At 64.4% G+C, this 20,339-nt stretch carries 12 protein-coding genes; 7 read left to right on the forward strand and 5 right to left on the reverse strand.

All coding sequences use genetic code 11. The features are described 5' to 3' along the window. Positions 1–1,647, reverse strand: a 1,647-nt coding sequence (locus SB4_RS09870; RefSeq protein WP_153006161.1) for a recombinase family protein, incomplete at its 3' end; no start/stop codon positions are given. 240 nt (positions 1,648–1,887) lie between these two features. Here SB4_RS09870 and SB4_RS09875 point away from each other — a divergent pair. Beyond that, positions 1,888–2,445: a helix-turn-helix domain-containing protein gene (locus SB4_RS09875; RefSeq protein WP_058752446.1), complete on the forward strand. Its 558-nt coding sequence runs from the start codon at positions 1,888–1,890 to the stop codon at positions 2,443–2,445. A 401-nt stretch (positions 2,446–2,846) separates the two neighbouring features. Here the strand turns inward: SB4_RS09875 and SB4_RS09880 are convergent, their stop codons facing one another. Then, the gene (locus SB4_RS09880) at positions 2,847–8,978 is read right to left on the reverse strand and encodes a DUF3320 domain-containing protein (protein WP_082670098.1); all 6,132 of its coding nucleotides are present in this window, start codon (positions 8,976–8,978) and stop codon (positions 2,847–2,849) included. A 461-nt stretch (positions 8,979–9,439) separates the two neighbouring features. Between SB4_RS09880 and SB4_RS09885 the strand changes: the two genes are divergently transcribed. Next, positions 9,440–11,533 (forward strand): DUF4238 domain-containing protein, encoded by a 2,094-nt coding sequence (locus SB4_RS09885; protein ID WP_082670099.1) that lies wholly within the window; start codon positions 9,440–9,442, stop codon positions 11,531–11,533. Between the two features lie 167 nt (positions 11,534–11,700). Here the strand turns inward: SB4_RS09885 and SB4_RS09890 are convergent, their stop codons facing one another. Further along, complete coding sequence (locus SB4_RS09890) at positions 11,701–14,118, reverse strand: TonB-dependent receptor (RefSeq protein ID WP_058752448.1); 2,418 nt, start codon at positions 14,116–14,118, stop codon at positions 11,701–11,703. Between the two features lie 4 nt (positions 14,119–14,122). Then, entirely contained in the window at positions 14,123–14,500 is a 378-nt protein-coding gene (locus SB4_RS09895) for a hypothetical protein (RefSeq protein WP_058752449.1), read from the reverse strand. 117 nt (positions 14,501–14,617) lie between these two features. Here SB4_RS09895 and SB4_RS09900 point away from each other — a divergent pair, with 117 nt between their 5' ends. Further along, on the forward strand, positions 14,618–15,334 hold the full coding sequence (locus SB4_RS09900) for a response regulator (RefSeq protein ID WP_058752450.1): 717 nt from the start codon (positions 14,618–14,620) through the stop codon (positions 15,332–15,334). Then, positions 15,331–16,731 (forward strand): sensor histidine kinase, encoded by a 1,401-nt coding sequence (locus tag SB4_RS09905; protein WP_241488573.1) that lies wholly within the window; start codon positions 15,331–15,333, stop codon positions 16,729–16,731. Before SB4_RS09900 ends, SB4_RS09905 begins: the two co-directional genes overlap by 4 nt. A 173-nt stretch (positions 16,732–16,904) precedes the next feature. Here the strand turns inward: SB4_RS09905 and SB4_RS09910 are convergent, their stop codons facing one another. Next, complete coding sequence (locus SB4_RS09910) at positions 16,905–17,462, reverse strand: TetR/AcrR family transcriptional regulator (protein ID WP_058716281.1); 558 nt, start codon at positions 17,460–17,462, stop codon at positions 16,905–16,907. A gap of 94 nt (positions 17,463–17,556) precedes the next feature. On the opposite strand from SB4_RS09910, the gene SB4_RS09915 reads away from it, so the two are divergent. Genes SB4_RS09915 through SB4_RS09925 form a run of 3 tightly spaced genes read left to right on the forward strand, consistent with a single transcriptional unit; the run spans position 17,557 to position 19,921 of the window. Further along, on the forward strand, positions 17,557–18,240 hold the full coding sequence (locus SB4_RS09915; RefSeq protein WP_058752451.1) for a DUF1349 domain-containing protein: 684 nt from the start codon (positions 17,557–17,559) through the stop codon (positions 18,238–18,240). Between the two features lie 5 nt (positions 18,241–18,245). Then, positions 18,246–18,794 (forward strand): sugar O-acetyltransferase, encoded by a 549-nt coding sequence (locus SB4_RS09920; protein WP_193753786.1) that lies wholly within the window; start codon positions 18,246–18,248, stop codon positions 18,792–18,794. A gap of 14 nt (positions 18,795–18,808) precedes the next feature. After that, on the forward strand, positions 18,809–19,921 hold the full coding sequence (locus tag SB4_RS09925) for an acyltransferase family protein (protein ID WP_193753787.1): 1,113 nt from the start codon (positions 18,809–18,811) through the stop codon (positions 19,919–19,921). The last annotated feature ends 418 nt before the right edge of the window (positions 19,922–20,339 follow it).

Below are 20,339 nucleotides of genomic sequence, written 5' to 3' on the forward strand. Positions count from 1 at the left end.
AAATCCTGCCCCCGCAACCACCGCTATAGAACTCGACACGCCGCCCTCACGGGCGGCGTTGTCGTTTATGGCGTACGCCACCAGCGACGCTACGCTGGCCACCACCTCCGCTGCGGGACCCTCCGGTTCATCCGGATAGATCGTCACGCTTTCGATAAGCCGCGACATGATCGATGCAGCCTGCCCGCGTACCGCAGGATCTGCCAGGGTGGTGCGCAGGTCGGCGATCCGCGCCCGAAACTGGGTCTGCAGAACGGATGGCGTTGGAAGCGAGGGAGGCGAGACCACCCCTCTGTCGACGGTAGCAGTTCGCGAGATCAGGCGGGCCTTCTCCGTCTCCCGTTCGTCGATCATCTGGCGCAGGGCAGGGGTCGCGATACCCGCCAACAGATTTTCGTACAGATTGCCGAGTTCGCGCTCGAGTTGCTGCAGCCGGATCCTGGCCGTGTCAGCCTCATGGCTGTCGATCCGCGCAAGTCGCGTGGCTTCGCGCTCATATTCCGCAATGAACAGGCGTACATGGTCTTCGGTGAGCAGACGGTGTTGGATAGCCGTCAGGCTTGCCTCTTCCAGGGGCCCCTTGCGGACCGATAGCCTGTTGTCACAGGTGCCACGTTCCTTCTGACCGGCGCAGCGATAATAGTCCTTGCCGCTGATCGTGTAGTTGGACCCGCAGCAACCGCATCGGATCAGGCCGGATAGCAGATGCTTCTTGCGATTACCCTGGGCCAGCGGCAGCGACGTGGTGGTGCGCTTGCGGGCGTTCATTTCCGCCTGCACCGCCTCGAAGTCACTGTCATCGACGATGCGGAGGTCCGGGACTGCCACCTCGATCCACTCGCTGGGGTCTCGAAGCTGATAGCGCCGTTCGCGCTTTTCCGAGTCCGGATCGCGGCGCCAGTGTCGACGTTTCCAGACAAGCCGTCCCGTGTAGAGGGGGTTATTAAGGATGCCGACCAGCTTTTTGTGGTCGCCCCGGATGGTCGAGGCATTCCACTCCCCGCCACGAGGTGCTGGAATACCCTCAGCATTCAGGCGGGTGGCGATATCGACGGACGACAGGCCGCCAGCGAACCATCGATAAATTTGGCGAACCATGTCTGCCTTTGGCTCGTCGATCGCGAGCAGCCCACGGACGAGTTCGCCTTTTTCATCGAGCTGGATGACGCGCTTGTAGCCATAAGCGCGTCCACCAGGGAAACGCCCTGCCAAGACCGCCGCCTCCATGCCGCGCAGGGTCTTGTCGACAAGGTGTTTGAGGAAGATCGCGCCCATCAGGCCCGCGACGGCGAACTTGATCTCATCGACCCGGCCTTCGCTGATCGTATGCAGCTGCACGCGGTGATAGGGCAGTTTCTTGCCCAGCCAGGCCACGTCCTCCGCGTCACGCGCCAGCCGGTCCAGTGACTCGCATACAATGAGGTCGACCTCGCCCGCCTCGACGGCCGCAAGCAACCCTCTCAGTCCGGGGCGGTCGCGCCGATAGCCTGAAATCTCTGGATCGAGCCAGGTCGCTACGACCCTGCCACCGAGTAAATTGACGAGCGGCGCACACGCCGCAACCTGATCGTCGGACGATGTGGCCGTTTGCAGGGCGGTCGAATGCCTGCCGTACAATGCGACGCGACGTTGGCCGGAAATGGTCATGAGGATGAAGCCTTTTCTGTTGGGGGCCGTGCGGAGGACGCGGTGTGGCGGTGTTCCGCCGCCAGCTGCCGGGCGAGCAGCTGCACGAGTTCGGCCAACGCCTTCTCGCTTTCTGCATTTTTCACCCACGAAATCCGCGCAATGGCCATGGGGCGGTGATAGGAAGACAAAATTCAGGCGTGCATCAACGATACACAATCGTTAGATCCTATTTCGATGGCTCCTCGAAAGCCCGCCCGGATGCGCCTCCCGCCTGGCTATGCCAGGCTCAAGGACAACCTCGGCCAGATCATCCGGGTGCACCGGCTGGCCGGCACAGGCACCGATGCGCCCCTGCCGCCCAAGCTCTTCGCACACCGCGTCGGCATTAGCCGGGTAACGCTGTCGCGGATTGAGCATGACCGAGCCTGGCCACGCTCCGAGACGCTGGAGGCAATCATCGACATTTTCGGGATCGACTGGTCTGATGTTGCCGAGCCCGGTGTGACGCGCTCACCACCTCGGCGGATACCTGACACGCTGCAGGATCTGCAGCGCGACACTCTCTGTCGAGCATTGAGGGCAGGGCGCATCGCATTGGGATGGAGCCTGTCGGATCTGGCGCGCTACAGTGGCATATCCGCGTCGCAGCTATCGAGGATCGAACGCGGGCAGGGCGGTAAGTCTGCGGTCTTTGGCTGGCACCCGGATTACCTGGCGATAGAACTGCAGGACCGGTTGATCGCGTTCACTCACCCCGTCCTGGCAAATGTCGCAGGGGGCGGGGTTCGACCTATCCATCCCAGTTATCAGAAATGAACGACACATTGTCCTATAAGGCAGTTTGACCACCGACCTCATGATGTCGGTAGGAATGCTGAAAAACTGGTGGAGAGCTGCCTGTCCGCTTTCGGGCGTCGATCGCGTCAAAGCGGACGCTCGTTCAGGCGATAGGGTAGGGTGCTCGAACGCCCGCCGGTGGTGGATAGCGGAATGGCCGCTTTCGGGCGGTGATCGGGGTGAGCCGCCATTCGGTCATGTGCTACAGCAGACGGATCGAACGCCTGCCGTGGCGGGAACTTAGCTGTTTGTTTTGCGCGCCGAGGGCCCCGATCGGACATTCACGCCTGTTAATGGACGGGGGGCGAGAGCACCTCGCCGCAGCCGAACAGGCCAGGTTCGGTTACGACAAGGAGTTGGGCGGCTGGCCTGACGCTCACTCAATCACGTCTGCGGAAACGCTGGCCTACGTAGAGGTGCATCTGGCTTGGCGTGAGCTCCTGCGTTGAGTTGCCCGATCTGACGAAGAAGCGTTCGGTCACGGTTCCGCCCCGGTCCGGCAGTGACACGAACTGCGCCTCGACGGCCGGCCCAACCTCTATCCGGCACACGTCGACGCCTTCGTGCTGCGGGAAGGTCACGCCGATTCGTGCCGCACGGAATGCCGACCCGAAATGCTTGCCGAGCAGATTGGTCAGGTGGAGCTCGAGCTTGTCCCGATTACCGCCGAGACACGCATAGTCGCGTTCAAGCCCTTTCACCGTGCCGTCGTCGGCGACGCCGACCAGGAGCGTTCCACCCGCACCGTTGGCGAAGCCCGCGATTGTCTTCACGACGACATCCTCCAGCTTCTTGTTGAGGGTGTTGTTGACGACGTCCCAGCGCAGCGTTTCCTTGAATTCGAGCCGCTCGCTCTCGCCCGTCGCGATCAGCTGGGAGAGCGGACTTGGCGTCCGCACCGGTCCGCTGTCGTTCGCCGCCGCGGGACCGACCACCAGCATGTCGTTGCGGCGGGTCAGCCGTTCGCCCGAAACCGCCGCCGCGATGACGTCAGCGAGTAGGTCCCGCAGCTGCCCGCTCGTCGCCTTGAAGCCGACGGCGCGGGCGGCGGCCTGCACGACCTGATCGTCCGTCGCACCGTAGTTCTCCCGCACCACGCCGAGGATGGCGGCTTCGAGTTCCGCCGGTGGCAGGCTGTCGCACTTGCGGAGGGAGGCCGACCGCACCTCGCTGCGGTCCCGCACGCGAGGAGGTCTGCCCGGGATGGTCAGGAAGTCGCCGTCCTCGGCCAGCCTGCCCTCGCGCACGGAAACCTCAACGGCCCTCTCGACCGCTTCCTGGATGCGACCGCCGGCCCGCTTCAGCCCCCACGCGTCGCGGATGCGGTTCACCACCTCGCAGACGTGAACGGGTCCCTCGATCCCCACTACCTCTTCGGCAAGCGCGGACAGGGCGCCGCGCGGTGCCTCGTGCAGTTCGCAGACGAGGTGCCGGGGGCGCTCGATCATGGCCTCCTCGTAGAGGGCGGTAGTAGGCGGCGCTTCCGCTTCCGCGAGGCCCACCTCGGTATAGCCTTCGCGCTCGACGGTGACGATCTCGACATGGCTTCTTCGACGGGCGGAGACGCCCTGCGCCTCGGCGTCGTGCTCCGCCTTCGCCGCCTCGATACGGGCGACGACGAGATCGATCTGCTCCTTGGGACGCTGGAACCAGTCGGTGCTCCAGATGCGATGGATGGTCCACCCATGGCTTTCCAACACCGACTGGCGCAGCCGGTCGCGATCGCGCGCGGAGCGGGCGTCGTGGTAGGACGCGCCATCGCATTCGATGCCGATCAGGTAGCGGCCGGGCCGATCGGCGTCTGAAACGGCGAGGTCGATGAAGAAGCCGGCCAGACCGACCTGACGGTGCACCTGATAGCCGCGCGCCTGCAGCGCCTTCGCCACCTGCTCCTCGAAGACGCTGTCATGATCGCGGCCGGTGCTCTCGGCCATGGTCATGCGGCCGGTGCGGGCGAAGTGCAGGAAGAGTTTGAACGCCAGCACGCCTTTGCGCGTCGACGCGAAGTCCGCATCAATGTCCTCGTCCGACATCGACGCGAACACCTCGCAGCGTTGCTTGGCGCGGCTGATGAGCACGTTCAGTCGCCGCTCGCCGCCGTCCGTGCCCAGTGGTCCGAAGCGCATCGGCACTTTGCCGCCGGGGGCGGGAGGGCCATAGCCGACCGAGATGAAGATGACGTCGCGCTCGTCACCCTGCACGTTCTCCAGATTCTTGACGAAGAACGGTTCGGCCGGATGCGACTGGAAGAAGGCCTCCGTCTCTGGCGGCAGACCGCGCCGCAGAAGCTCGAGCTGGTCGAGGATCGCACGCCGCTGGGCCGCGGAGAACGCCGCCACACCGAGCGACAGCTCGGGATGCTCGCGCGCGTGCGCGACGATGGCCTGCGCGACGATCTTCGCCTCTACCTGGTTAGTCCGCGTTCCTCCCGCGTCGAACACGCCCTGCGGCACCCGGTGGAAGCGCAAGCCCATGCCGGCCTCGGCAGTGTAGGGGCTGGGCACGATGAAGAGTTTGTTCTCGTAGAACTGCCGGTTGCTGACAGCGATCAGCGACTGATGCTTGCTGCGGTAGTGCCAGCGAAGCATCCGCATCGGCAGACCACGGGCAGTGAACAGGCCCAGGATGCTCTCGATGTCGGCGACGCGTGTGCCCCCGTCATCGTCGTCCTCCGGGGCCCCGCCGGTCATTTTGGAGAAGAACGCCGTCGGCGGCAGTTGCTTCGGATCTCCGACCACGACGACCTGCTTCGCGCGGGCGACCGCGCCGAGGGCGTCGACGGGCTGGATCTGGCTGGCCTCGTCCATCACGAGCAGGTCGAAGTCGAAGATACCGGGGGTGAGGAATTGCGCCACCGAGAGCGGGCTCATCATGAAGACGGGCTTGAGCGCCTGAATGGCCGGCGCTGCCTTCTCCATCAGCCGCCTGATCGGCATGTGGCCGCGCTTCCTGGCGATCTCGGCACGCAGCACGCCGAGCGGCCCGACCGAACCGCCGTCGCGCGCCGGCACCTTCTCGTGATGTGCCCGGACGACCTCGAAGCTCGCACTCGCGATGCGTTGTCGGTCCATGTCGGCGAATTCGCGGGCCAGCCTGCCGTGGAGCGTGCCGTCGAAGGTGCCAAGTTCCGGATCGGCGCGGATCTGATCGGCGTAGACGGCCTCGTAATATGCCATCTCGAACGCGGACACCGCGCCGTTGGTCGTGAGCCGTCCGTCACCAAGCCTAAGGACGACGTCCTCGCATCCGAGCGTGATCGCGCGCCCTGAGCGATCGCGATAGGCGGTCCACTGGAAGAGCTGCTCTCCGGATGTCCGCCAGCGTTCCATGTGGCGGCTTACCGTTTCGAGCGGAACCTCGGCGAAGGTATTCGCCGCCAGTGCCGCGGCCATATTGAGATGAAGATCATCTGCCAGGGACTGAAGGTCCGCCCGCAGCGACGAGGCCTCGGCACCGAGCTTCGCGGCCGCATCGGCTGCGGCCTGCCGATCGGGAACGCGGCTGGCCAGCAGGCGGATGTCGCCGTTTGCGCTGATCCAATCGGCGGCGGACCGGAGGTCGCTCCACTCGGACGACGTGCTGCGCCATGCCGTGCCGAAGGCGGACGTCCCAAGATCATGCAGATCGCGCAGCTTCGCCGCCTTCGACTGCAATTCGTCGAGTTCGGTCAGCCGCGCTCTACGAAGGTCGAGGTCGTTCGGCACTTTGACGAACGTCGCCTCCGTAGCTGAGTCGGCGGAACGGATGCGGACGATAAAGGTGAGTAGGGCAGGGAGATCGGCGCGTTCGGCCGCGAGGGCATCGCCGAATGCGATCGGCTGTGAGGAACCTAGCGCTGCCCACAGCCGCTCGACGAGCGGAGAAACCTGATCCAACAGGTCGGCTGCGCGCTTCGCCCGGATGCCCACTTCGGTCCTGTCCGGCCGCCGAGCCGCCACGAGACGCGGATCGTCGCCGAGTCCGCGTAGCGAGCGCATCCAGTCGACGATGTGGCGGAGCGGTCCTGCGCTTGATCTGATCCCGCGCCAATCCGACCCGAACGCAGAACGTGCGAACGCTTCCTCTCCCTCGATCGTCCGCCTGGCGGCCTGCCCGGCTGAAAGGGCATCCAGAAAGACCAGAGTGTCGGGGAGCGGCGTGTTCTGCTCGGTCATGACCGAGCGCGCGAGGGCGTTGGCGCGCCGCCAGTCGCCGCTGAAGAATCGGAAGAAGCTGGTGCCGTGCGAGGCCAGGGTCGACCGGGCGGCAGACAGATCAAGGTCCCAGGACGCGACGGTGAGCCGGCCGTCGACGGTGGCGACCGCCTGCTCGTGAGCCGCCACGGCGTCGACGAGGTCGGACGCGCGTTCCAGGCCGGCGATCCAGACGTCGGATGCGAAGGCCTCTGCGTCGCCTTCGGGCGCTTCGGCGACGCGTTCCGCCACGGCGGCCATGCGCCGCGCACCGTCCAACGTGTTCGGCGTATCTCGCGTCATGGCACGGGCGAGCGCCTCCGCCTCGGCCTGCAGCCGCGGCAGGAGATTAGAAAGCGTCTCCACGTCGCGGAAGTCTTCCGGCGAGAAGCCGGACGGCAGGATCGCGAGGGCGGCGATGACTTCCGCGAGGTCGGCGGTCCAACCGGCGTCCACGACGAGGTCCGCCAACTGACCTCGCAGATAGGAGTGCCGCTGTCCTGACGCGATCAGCTTTTCGATGTCGTCCACGCGGTCCGCCCAGACGGCTTCGGCGAGAGCGGCGGCGTCCAGATCCGGTGCACCCGCCACGCGTTTGGCCAGCGTCAGCAGCGGCTCAAGGTCAACGAGGGACCGCGGTGGCGAGGTTTCCATGGTCGAAGCGAGCACAACCCCGGCCTCGTCGAAGGAGGTCAGGCGGGCGAGAATGGCGGCGATCCGATCCTCGAGGCGCTCCACGTCGGTCGGGAGGATCGAGGAGAGGCCCACGCCACGCCAGGCATGATCCGCAGGACGGCCGATCACGTCGATGCGCTCCGCTAGGTCGCGGATCACGTCGTGTCGCTCGGCGAAGTCGTCGGCGGACCAGGTTTCCGGTTCGATCAGGACGATGTCGTTGGGCTTCTCGCCATCGAGACGTAGGCGGCTGAGCTGACCGACGACCTGGAACGGCGTCAGGCCCGAGGCCTCGTGCGGCGCGTGCATGCGCCGGGCGTGGTCGTTCAGACGGTCGCGCGCGGCGGTCAGCCGCGCATGAAGGCTGCCGGGATCCTGATGCCGGGGTGCGCCGAGTTCCCAGGTGCGCCGGAGTTCCTCCAGCAGAGCCTTCTTGTTTGCCTTGTTGCTGTGGAGTTCGAGGCAGGCGTCGCCCACGCCCGTCGCGTCGAGCCTGCGCTTGACGACCTCCAGCGCGGCCATCTTCTCGGCGACGAACAGCACGGTCTTTCCGTCGGCCACGGCGGAGGCGATGATATTGGCGATTGTCTGGCTCTTGCCGGTGCCCGGTGGTCCCTGGATGACGACGTCGCGCCCGCGCCGGACCTCGTGCACGGCAAGCGCCTGCGAACTGTCGCTGTCCACGATGTGGAGCATTTCCGACGGCGGGATGAACGGATCGATGTTCGCGTCCTCGGGAACCATGCCCTCGGCACCGGCAAAGCCGTCCGAGAGGAGGCCGCGGACGAGATCCCGGTCGGTTATCCTACCGCCCTCCGGCCAGGTCTGCGGGTCCAGGTCGCGATACATCAGGAATTTGGCGAAGGAGAAGAAGCCGACGGCGACGACGTTGGGCTGGACCTCCCAGCCGGGCTTCGCCGACACGGCGTCGGCGACCTCAGCGAAATAGGCGCCCGGATCAAAGGTGTCGCCCGCCTCGAAGGCGGGCAGCCGGATGCCGTGAATGCGATCGAGAAACGCCTCGAGCGAGAGGTTGGAGGCGTAGTCCTCCTGCCGCATGCGCAGCTTGAACTTCTCGCCGGCGTTGCCCCGTTCCAGTTGCACGGGGACGAGAACGAGCGGTGCGAACCGCACGTTCGCCGCGTTGTTGGGATCGATCCACTTCAGCGCGCCTAGCGCGAGATAGAGGATGTTGACGCCCTGTTCCTCCTCCAGTGTGCGGGCGTCGAAGTAGAGTTCAAGCAGCCGCTTCTGCAGACCCTTCGGCGTCAGGCGTGTTTGAAGCCGGGTGTCGGCGTGCCGGGAGAAGACGCCGCGATCGTCGGCGACGTCGTCGTCGGGCTGGGCCAGATCCGCGATCTCGTCGACCTCCTCGACCGGAACATCGTCCTCCGCCGGATCGCTACTTGCCGCCGCCTTGCCAGCCAAGAAGGTGAAGGGACGTCCCTCACTCACCAGCAGCCGGAAGATCTCCGTGCTGACCTCGTCGACGATCTCCACCGCCTTTGAACCCTTCGACGACCGCGGCATGTTCAGCAGTCGGTTTCGTGCGGACAGGTCCAACAGCTCGGTGCGAGCCCGGTCCAGCTTTTCGTCAAGCGGCAGATCGCTTTGGAAAACCGAAGTAGGGACCTGGCCCTCTTCTAAAATCGGACTCGTCGCCACCCCAACCCCCAAAGCGTTGTACTTAACTGATTAGGCTTCAGATCAACTTCCATGTCCAGTCCATCGCGACACGAAATTGGATCCGCTAAGATTGTCAGCCCCGACGAGGGGCATCGCCAATGTCAGGTGCCATGCGAACAAGAATGAGCCCAGCGCTCGGGATTGCACGAGCTATCTTCGGGTATGCAGCACACGTCCATGGATGTCGCCAGTCAGGATTTGAGTTCGCCGCACCGCGCGTTCGAAACCGGGTCTGTCGTCGTGGTCCGGCGAGGCGTCTGCTCAAGACCAAACTGCGCCATTCCGATGAGGTGCTGGAAATGTCGTCTTATGCCGAAAATCGGCTACACTCGCTGATATCCTATAGCTGGGGCTTCAAAGTGACACAGCCGGCAAATACCATATCAGTTGGATTGCTGTTGGCTCTCGCCCGCGCCTGTTCCCTGTCCTAAATTCGAAAGATGTCAGGATCGAAACAGCACTTCATCCCTCGCATGTTGCTCCGCGCGTTTCGAATGAACGCAACCGGCAAGGTGGCGCGAGTGCGTGTGTTCCGCGCTGATCGAAGCTATACCTCGCCCGTCGAGGACGTCGCGGCTGAGCGTTTCTTCTATTCCGACCTGGCACAAGGCGGTGCCGACACACTCGACGATGTGATCACCCGTTATGAAAACGGGTTGGCAAGCGACTTGGCTGAACTGAACGCGACGAGCGGTTCAGCGTCCCCCCAAACGGCCGCGCGAGTGGTGACGCATCTGCTCGTCCGGAACGACCATGTTCGTGGCATCATGCAGGCCGGCGCTTCGGCTATGGCTGGCTTGGTTGGCGACCTATTCGGCAGTGAGGAGAAGGTTGCCGCGCTGCTCGGCGCGGCTGACAAAACACCCGGTCCCCAGTTTCGCAAGGTGTTCGAGGAACACATTGCCGACAACCCGATCATCTCCGCCATGGGAGTGCCACCAGCCGCATTCATTCCGATTGCCCACGCCATGCTGCGTGAAAACGCTTCCGCCAGCTATGGCGAGATGTCAGGCGCCATCGAGGAGGTGGTTTCACGATTCCAAGCGCACGGCCCCCTTGAGGCAAGGGACGCGCACGCACGCGCGCTCAGTGCCTCGCTCGCTCCGCAAGGACGGGTCGAGATGCTGGAGCAATTCACTTGGCGCGTCGACGACATCGACGGCAATCGTCTGATTTTGCCCGACTTCGTAGCGCTCGGCTGGAATAACGATGGCGTTGCCGGGTCGCTGCTGGAGCATGGAAAGGACGAACTGGCGGTCGTGATGATGCCGCTGTCACCCCGGCGTGCTCTGATCGGCAGCCTCGGCGAGGTCACTGCGGACACGTTCAACTTCAACGAAGCCGCGATACCTCATTGCCTTTCCTTCTTCGTCGGCTCCGAGGTCAGCCCGGCACTAGAGTTCGCGGCTACAAAGATGGGATTCGGGGCCGCGGCGTTGCTCAGGCAGTCGCTTGAGCAATCCGCGGCCAGCTTCCGCGCGACCGTTGCACAGGCACCCCCGGCTCGCACCGAGCAGCCTGCCGATTGGGCAAGCGAACCGCTGGGTCGGGTTGAGTTGCATACCGACTGTGTCGATCAGGAGGGAGGGCGCCGGCTAAACGTCGTCATCGGCCAGATTTTGGGATTGGCAAAATCGCGGTTCGACATCTCGACCCTGCGACGTATCATCATCAACTCTGACTATGACGGTGCGTTGAGCTCGCTGGTTCGAGGCAGGTTCGACACCATCGAGGCTCCTCCCGTACCTTCTGCGGCGGGACTCAGCATCGCCTACAACGTCAACATCGAGCAGGACGGCGTAGATGGTGTCGCCATTGTGCTGAGGGGCGGCGTAGCGGCAGGTCTGCTCGGCGAGGACGATCTTTCGTTCGGATGGGCAGCAAGCGTCGTATTGGGGCAGCTAGCCCGCCTCGGCGCCACGGCGTTGATCAACAAGGTCTTCGACGGTGGGGTGACTGAGGGTGATCAGATCGACGCGCTGCTCTTCCGGTACTCCCTCCCCGGCTGGAAGGCATGGTTGGTCAGCGGGTATGCTGGGCTTCTTGATCCTGAGTTGAAGAACATCCACCGAGATCGACTTCGCGATCGTTTGGCCACGATCACCGACGATCTCGTTGGTATCCGCCGAGCCTATCGTATCCACGGTGATGTCGACAGATTAATCCATGATGCAGGCGAGGCCGTGTCCGATTTGTTCGAGCTAGCGTGTGCAGTCACAAGTCATAGCGGGGACGACCATGATTTAGCTCTGGAAGGGATGCTCTCCGAGCGGGGTCTAACAAACTGGTTCGATCTTCTTCGTAGCGATCTACCTTCGATTTGGAGGGATGGCACGAAATACCCTGCGCAGGTGGAAATGCTGGTGCTGAACCAGCATATTCGTCGCCTCCTTCTCCTCGGCGCCATCTTCTTCTGGGATGACGATGGCCGTGGACGCGTTGAGGTCCCGCACTGGTCCGACTTCGATTGGATGCTGGCCCATTCTCAGCTGCCAGCCGATAGCGCGGACGCTGCCGATGCAGCTACTATGTAGCTAGTCCGAATATGACATCAGCGTACCCACAATCGAACTACCGCTCAGTCCCCCTTTTCCCCATTGCGAGTTGAGGTGTCGGGCGAACATGAATGGGCGTCCGAAGTTGGGGAGCGCGAAACGACCGCCGAACGTCCTGTTGTGGGTCCTTTTGTCGATCACCTACGCTATAGCATTTTTCGCAAACCAAATGCGACCGTCCGGCCCACCGGGTTGAGATAGGCATTCTGATAGATCAAGGGCGTGGTGCCCAAGCTATTGCGCACGCTCTGGCGCGAATCGACGATGTTGGTAACGCCTAACGTCATGCGCATGCCCTTGAGCCACGAGGGCGCCTTCGTTCGTCCTAGATAGTCGCCAACGTTGGCGAATAGCGCGAGATTGATCGTCGCCAGGTCGCCGAATTTCAGATCTCCCGCCGGTGTGCCGGATCCACGAATTGATGTTCCGCTCTGCCATGTCGCGGTGAATCGGGCGCCGAGGCCGCGCTTGAAGGCGCTGGCCTGGAACTCAACCTCGTGCCGGGAACGGCCGCCCCGGACGTCGAGCGCACCCCCGTCGAGCAGGTTCAGAACCGGACCGCTGGGGCGCAGCAATACACTATCCTCCAGCCGCCAGCTGTGTTGTAGCGACAGCATCAGCCGGCTCGTAAGGTTTTCAACCCGTCGGGCGGCGGGACTCCCGGCCTCTACAGTCTCCAGGCGCGCGCCGGGCGGGAGGCGGCGCTTGGCCTCTTCGAGACTAGAGAACACGCGGACGTTGGCGTTCTGAAGACCGGGCGGCAACGGGCCTAGCGGCCTCATGAAGCTCAGGCCCCAGCGGATCTGCTGCTGGTTCGATCGCGCGAAGTTGATCGGCGTCGCGTCGATACGCTGCAGGCGACCGGTGGTGTCGCGGGTAAAGCGATCCGGGAACGCATCCTCGACCTGCGGCAACGCGATAGGAAAGGCAGCGATCGGATCGTCGATCCGCGTGCGGATATAGTCGATTGTGAATACCAGATCCGTCCTGGCCATCGGCTTGAAGGTGGCGCCTGCGCTAAGGACGTGGCGATCGTCGGCGTGAAGGCCGGGATTACCGCCGAAGCTGCGCGTGATATCGGCCGTCTCTCCACGGCGCGCATCGAAGGTGCGAACGTTGGGCACGACGATCAACGGCGCCCCGAGCTGTTCGACCGTCGGGGCCGATCGCGTGTCGCTGACCGATGCGAGCAGCGATAGCCCAGGCAGGGGCGTCCAGTGTAGGCCGTAGCCCAGGGTCCACAACGTGCCGACGTCCGACAGTCTTTCCGCGGCGACGGTCGCGTTGGCCGACAGCGCACCGATCGACGTGAGTGACGGTGTGGCGGCCCCTGCGATCGGCAGGTCAATGCTGGCCTGGACGCTGGCGGTGTCGCGCTCCAGCGACCCGACCCGCGTCGACGCACCCAGTTGGGATCGGCTGCTGACGTCGCGCGTCGTGACGACTGATCGCAGGCTGAGCGACGCGGACCCGGCCGGCAGGGTGAAGGGTGATCCGTTGACCAGCAAGTCGGCGTTGGCCGTCAGGGTGGCGAAGCGTGCAAGATTCTGCGGGGTGACGGGAACGCCGGTGTCGGTCGTGCTGTCGTTCGTGGTGCGGTCGAGGTTGCCGGTCGCGGTCCATTGCCATTGGCGCAGCCGCCCGCCGATCGTGGTGCCGAGATGTAGCGTCGCGCTGTCAACGTCGCGGTGCAGCACGCCATCCGGTCCCAGCCCGACCAGCGCCTTGGTCTTGCTCGTCTCGACCCTTCCGTTGAGCGTTGCTGCCACGTCGGCAATCGGATTGGCCGCGACGGTCGCATTCAGGGTGACGCGGTGGGTGGCGGGCAACAGCGTCCGATAGTCGCCGAGCGTCCGATCACCGCTCGGCTGCCGCACGTCGCGCTCGCTCTCCAGCAGGGCGCTCGACCGGCTGAGATCGGCATCGAGCATCGTGCGCGTATCGCCGCGGATGCGCAGATAACTGGCACCGCCCGCAGTCGTCGCCTGTCCTCCCGCGGTTGGCCCGGCGAGGTTCCCTTGGACGATCCGCGACGTAAAGCGTTCGAAGGCGACCACGTTCACCACCTTGCGATCGGCCGGATAGCCGTATTTCAGTGCGACCTCTTCAGGCAGAATCTCTGTCCGTTCGATCGCTTCGGTGGGAAGCCGGGCTATTTCGGCAAAGCTCGACACGCGGCGGCCGTTCAGCAGGACGATCGGATCGGCCGACGTATCGTTGCGTCCGCTCGACACCTGCGCGCCGAGCGCCTGGATCAGTTCGGACACTGTTGCCGTGCCATAAGATCGGATGTCGAGGGCCGATAGCGTGCGTTCGGGCTTGATATCGCCGATGACCGAACCACGCGGCGGGCGCCCGTTGACGACGATGTCGCCAGACGCGGTCGCCGGCCGCGCCGCGGGTAGTGCGTCCTTGTACTGCTCGCGCAGTTTCCGCTCGACGTCCTCGGGTAGCGGCTGGCCGTCCGGTCCGTGGAATTGGATGGCAGGCGGCGGGGGCGGGGACGCAGCGGGGGGCGTTACCTGTGCTGCGGCGAGCAGACCTATGCCGATGATCGTCGTCATCGCGTCACGAGGCTCGCTTCGCCGCGAAGGGCAAGGTTGCGAGGCCAGTGATATGCACATCGCCCGTCAGCGCCGTGCCCCCGGCATCGAGCGTCACGACAAAGGTTACTCGGGGTTCGGACTTCAGGCTGAACGTTGCACAGCCCGCGGTCACGGACACAGCCTCGAGCGGTCGCCAGACCTGCGCCCTCGACGATTGGTAGCGCCCGGACCACCCTGTCGCATTGCGGGTCAGTTCGAATGTCCAGTTGGCCCCTGCGAATGCGCCGATCCAGTGTCCGGCGAGGTGATCGGCAGGCTGCGTCGATGCGCACGGCGGCGCCGGCGCTGGCGCCGGCGCCGCGCCGGGCGAGGCCATGGCGAGAAGAATGGTCGCGATCATACAGCTCTCCAAATTGAAGCCGGGTCAAGGAAAGCAGATCGAGGTAGCGGGACGATGCCGCGTTCGTGACGGCGCGTGATACGAAGATGCTACAAAGCCGTGCTATCGCCTGAAGCGATGCACAGCGCTGCCATATCCCGAGATCGCATCGTCGTGGTGGACGACGACACCAGCATCCGCGACGCCTTGGCCGAGTATCTCGGCGATCATGGCTACGCAGTCCGCACGGCCAGCGGTGCCGTTGCCTGCGGTCGCTTACTAGCCGAGGCGCCGGCCGACCTGCTGGTGATCGACGTGATGATGCCGGGAGAGGATGGGTTGTCGCTGTGCCGGCGTCTGGCTCCGACCGGTACGCCGATTCTAATGCTGAGTGCGCTCGATGGCGTTACCGATCGCGTCGTCGGGCTAGAGGTCGGGGCATGGGATTATCTGGCCAAGCCGTTCGAGCCGCGCGAATTGCTGGCGCGCGTACGAGCGTTGCTGCGGCGACCGCGCATGGAGAGCCCAGCGGCACACGGCGATGCGGTCGCGTTCGCCGGCTGGTGGTTCAGCCCCGACGAGCGCCGCCTGCGCGATCCGCACGGGCGGCCTTTGCTGCTGAGCGAAGGCGAGCATGCGCTGTTGGCTGCCTTCGTGGGGCGCCCCGGACGGGTGCTCAGCCGGGACACGCTGCTGGACGTCGCGCGGGGTATTGACGCTGCGTCCTATGATCGGGCGATCGACATCGCCATCAGCCGGTTGCGTCGCAAGCTGGCGGAAGGTGATAGTGCCCCGTTGATCGAAACGGTTCGGGGGGCTGGCTATCGCTTTCTGCCCGCGGTTCGACCGGCATGATGCGCAGCGTCTGGCGGCGACCGAGCGCCCTGACCGCGATTGGTGGGTTCAGCGTCGCGATCGCCGTGCTCAGCGTCGCGATCACCGCCAGCATCGTCCTGCTGATGCCCGATCCGCCCGCTGTGCGTATGACCGTCGCTGAGGCCGTCGCAGCGCTGCGGGGTACGAACGCCGGTCTGGCCCGCACGTTCGGCAGTCCCCCGGACGGGTCGCCGGCGGTGCTGCTCCAGCCGGTTCTGGCGCAGGCAATCGGCCGTCCCATTGCGGACGTACGGGTCGTTTGGCTCGATCGAGCTGCGCGTCCGACCCGCGGTGACGGTGTCGTCGTCTTCACGGCGCGCGGCAAGGGCGAGGCCGCCGGCAAGATGTTGTGGTCGGGCGGCACCCGGCCCAGCGGACCGGTCGTTATCCGCCGCCAGGGCGTGCTGCCCATGCGGATCGTTCCGAGAGGTATGACGGATTCGCTGATCGGCAAGGTCCTGCTCACATTGCCACAACCCGCATTTACCGCCAGCGTGCGTCTGGCGGATGGTCGATGGCTGACCGTTGCGCCACAATCCCCGACCTTTGGCGGGTGGCGGTTGAAGGTGCTGGTCGCGCTCGTCGCCAGCCTCGCGGTGCTAGCGCCCCTAGTCTGGCTGTTCGCCCGACGCCTCACCCGACCGTTTCGCGCATTGGCGTTGGCGATCGATGACGGCCGCGATCCACCGCAAGCACAAGGGCCGCGCGAATTGCAGGATGCCGCGCGCGCGATCCTCCACCTGCGCGCGCGCCTGTCCGCCGAAACCGATGAACGCATGCGCATGCTGACCGCTGTCGCACACGACCTGCGTACCCCGCTGACCAGCCTTAAGCTGCGGATCGAAGCGGTGCCGGAGCCACAGCGCGCCCGCATGGCCGCCGACGCCGACCGCATGGGCGCGATGATCGCCGATGTCCTTGATTATGCCCGCACCGCCAACGCATCGCGACACCCGGTGCAGGTCCGGACGATGGTCGCCGAGATTGTGGCAGACCTGCTGACTGTGCGTCTGATCGACGGACCGGAGGTTACGGTGATCGCAGTCGAGCCGGCCTTTCGCCGCGCGGTCGAGAATCTTGTTCGTAACGCCGAAGACTATGCCGGGGGCGGCCGGGTTGAGATTGCCACCGAAGACGACGCCGCCATCGTCCGTGTGATCGACGCAGGTCCCGGCATCCCGCCCGCCGACCGTGCTCGATTATTGCGCCCGTTCGAGCGTGGCGACGCCTCGCGCAGCCGAGACACGGGCGGAGTGGGACTGGGGCTCAGTATCGTGCAGACATTTGCGGATCTACACGGCGGGACATTATCGTTGGACGAGGCGGAGGGCGGCGGGACGATCGCGAAGTTGGCCGTCCCTGCGCTTGTCCAATAGGATCGTGAAGCAAGAATTAGCGGCTTTGCCAGCGTACTGGGCTCGGTGGCCTATGCTGGGTGAGGGCCCGATACTACCCTTGTCTCGATATGAACGAACGGCAGAATGCGGGAAGCTACCGGGCAATCCCGAATGACCGCATCTGGGTCTCTTCTCCCATGGGCGCTCTCGCATCACACGCCGTACGGTTCGGTGACGCGATTCACGATCATCCGGATGGCGTCTTCGCTTAGCGGATCGGGATCGATCGAATTGTGGATGCCGATCCCTTCGACCAAAGCATCCAGCGCGCGTGCGGTCAGGGGGTCGAAGAAGCGTTCCAGGGCGACGCGACTGTTGCTCATCCATCGGCGCATCACGTCGGCGACAGGCGGATGGCGGGCGGCAAAGGCGTACAGTTCGTAGCTGAGCAGCAAGGTGCGCGGAGTGGCCCAGATCGACCCCGCGATGATCGAGACGATTGCATCCTTGGCGCCGTCCCGATCTTTCGCCATCCCCATCCGATCGGCGAATGCCTGCGACGAATGTTCGGCCAGCTGCAGGAACGCTTCGGCCATCAAGTCGTCCAGCGTCGCAAAATAATATGTCACCGATCCCAGCGGCACGGCCGCCAGCGCTGCAATGCGGCGATGCGTAGTGCCTGAGACGCCATGGGCCGCGATCGCATCCAGCGTCGCGTCGATTATCCGTTGTCGACGATCAGGATCGTTTCGCTTTGTCCCGCCGTTCACGGCACCCCCTTTGCAAAGCTAGTGTACATTTGTACACATCCTCCCTTTGGAGGGCGGCACACCGCAGCCATAGCGTACCGGAAGGGCAGGGGTCATGCAGGAACCAAAAGTATCGCGGCGCAAGATCATCGGCGGCGTGGCTGCAATGGCAATACCCTCGATCGCGCAGGGCAAGGCGATTGCTGTGCCTACGGTGCTGGGCCGAAACGACGGGGTGTGGCTCAATGCGCCGCGTCGCTGGCAAGCCGATGCCGACGGTGACCTGACCCTGACGACCGATAGGGCAACCGATTTTTGGCGCGAGACGCATTACGGCTTCACGCGAGATTCGGGCCATTTTCTGGGTTTCCCAACGCTAGCTGCCTTCACGGCGCAGATGCGCATCCGCGGCGATTACCAGAAGCTTTACGACCAGGCGGGTATCATGATCCGGTTGGACGAGCGGCGCTGGATCAAGGCCGGGATCGAATTGTCTGACGGCCGGGCAATGCTGAGCAGCGTTCTGACCGACGGCCGCTCGGACTGGGCGACAAGTCCCTACGCGCATGACCCCCACGATTTCTGGATGCGCGCCACCGTCGCGAACGGTGTGCTACGGCTTCAGGTGTCGGCGGATGGGAAGACATGGCCACTCGTGCGGCTCGCGCCGTTTCCGGTTGCGTCGTCGTATTGGGTTGGCCCGATGGCCTGCACCCCCGAGCGCGAGGGACTGGACGTGCGGTTCTCCGAACTGCGCATCACGCGGCCGCTCGGCAAAGACCTGCACGACCTGAGCTAGGGCTGATGGCTGAGAAGACGAAGATGCTGGCGGGCGAGCTTTACACCGCGAACGATCCTGAGCTCGCGGCGGATGCGGCGCGCGCCGCAGCATGGATGGCGCGGTACAATGGCATGATCGATGCCGCTCCCGACGATCGTGTGCGGCTGCTGCACGAGGGAATGGGGAGCGTCGGGCGAGGCGTGACCGTTCGGCCACCCTTCCATTGCGATTATGGCTACAACATCCACCTCGGGGAGGGCGTCTTCCTCAATTTCGGCTGCATCGTACTCGACGTCGTGCGGGTTGATATCGGAGCGGGCACGCTAATAGGTCCGGGCGTACAGATCCTCACCGCAGATCATCCGCGCGAGCCGGCATTGCGGGCACAGGCACTGGAGTTCGGCCGGCCGATCCGGATCGGTGCCAATGTCTGGATCGGGGGCGGCGCACTGATCCTTCCAGGTGTGACGATCGGAGACGATGCGATCGTGGGTGCCGGCAGCGTCGTCACCCGCGACGTCGGGGCGGGTGAGACGGTTGTCGGCAATCCGGCGCGCCTGGCGCGACGATGATGGGACGGCCTCTGATGGATGCGGGCCCGCGTCGCCGCGATGGTAAGGACCATTTCGAGGTGCTCGACGGGCTCCGTGGCACTGCGGCGCTGCTGGTGGTGGCGTTCCACATCCAGGGTATCACGGTGCTGTTTGACGCACCGCGCCTGCTGTTGCCGCACGCGTATCTGGCAGTCGATTTTTTCTTCGCCTTGTCGGGTTTTGTCGTCGGCTATGCCTATGACGATCGCTGGGGGACGATGTCGACGGCCCAGTTTCTGCGGCGCCGGCTGATCCGTCTGCACCCGCTTGTCGTGCTAGGCGCCATTCTTGGACTACTCAGCTACGTGGCCGACCCATTCGCAGGCGACCGGCAGGCCGCGCCAGCGATCCTCGTCATGTGCGCCTTCGTCATGGCGGCGTTGGCCTTGCCGTCCGCTCCGCTGCCCAATCGACTGGGGGACAGTCACCCGTTGAACGCGCCAGCTTGGACGCTGTTTCAGGAATATGTCGGCAACCTCGCCTATGCGTTGGTGTTGCGGCGGCTTGGGACGCGCGCGCTCGCCGTCGCGGTTGGTGTCGCAGGGCTGCTATCAGCGGCCATGGCGCTCACACTGGGGTCATATGATACCGGCTGGGGCCTTGCGAATGCCTGGGGGGCGCCGGTGCGCCTAGCATACCCGTTTATGACGGGGCTGCTGCTGTTTCGCCTTCAGGATCGCTTGCCAAGGTGCCGCATCGGCTTCGTGCCGCTCAGTGTTGTTCTCGCGCTCGCCTTTGCCGCGCCAGTGTGGCCCGCCGTCGGCGACGTTAAGCTCAACGGCCTGTATCAGGCGCTCTGCGTGCTGGTGCTGTTTCCCGCGATCATCGTGCTGGGGCGGCATTCGCGCGGGAGCCCATCAATTAGGAGGTTGTGCCGCGCCGCAGGCATATTGTCCTACCCACTGTACATCACGCATTACCCATTCGTGTACCTCTACATGAATTGGATCTCCAACGGCCACGTGGCATCGGGATGCACAATATGGGTTCCAGCGGCGCTGTTCGTCTTCACTGTTGTTTTTGCCTTCGTCGCTTATCGATTATGGGATTTGCCGCTTCGCAGGGCCTTGCAGCGGCGGGATGGCGAACCGAGGGGCCACCTCTGAGCTGTTCCGTGGGACGCTAGATACGGGCGAATATCGGGAGCTCGATCATGGTGTGGCATCTCGAGCGCGTGAGCGGTCGTGACAGGGCAAGAGGGCCTCACCCCTGCTGCTCGGCCGTGTGTGACACTCGACGAGTAGGTAGGCGCCGTTTCTACATCGAGCCCCTAATCATCTAACGCAAACCGTGGGTTATTTCTCGGCGTTAAAGTGAACGAATGACGGAAGTTGGAACGCGGGCAAGGTGCTGCGAATGGCCGCATGTGGGTCTGTGCGACAGAAGGGAAGGGTGGCCGCTTAGGCCCAAATCTTGTCGTTCTACTTCCACCAAGGCTTGGGCACGCTCGTAATACCATCTAGGCGGTACGGCTTTAAGGCTCTGACTTACCCTTTTCTGTGAGAAGGTGACCATGCGCCGATA

The sequence above is a fragment of the Sphingomonas sanguinis genome, assembly GCF_001476905.1.
Lineage (GTDB): Bacteria > Pseudomonadota > Alphaproteobacteria > Sphingomonadales > Sphingomonadaceae > Sphingomonas > Sphingomonas sanguinis_B.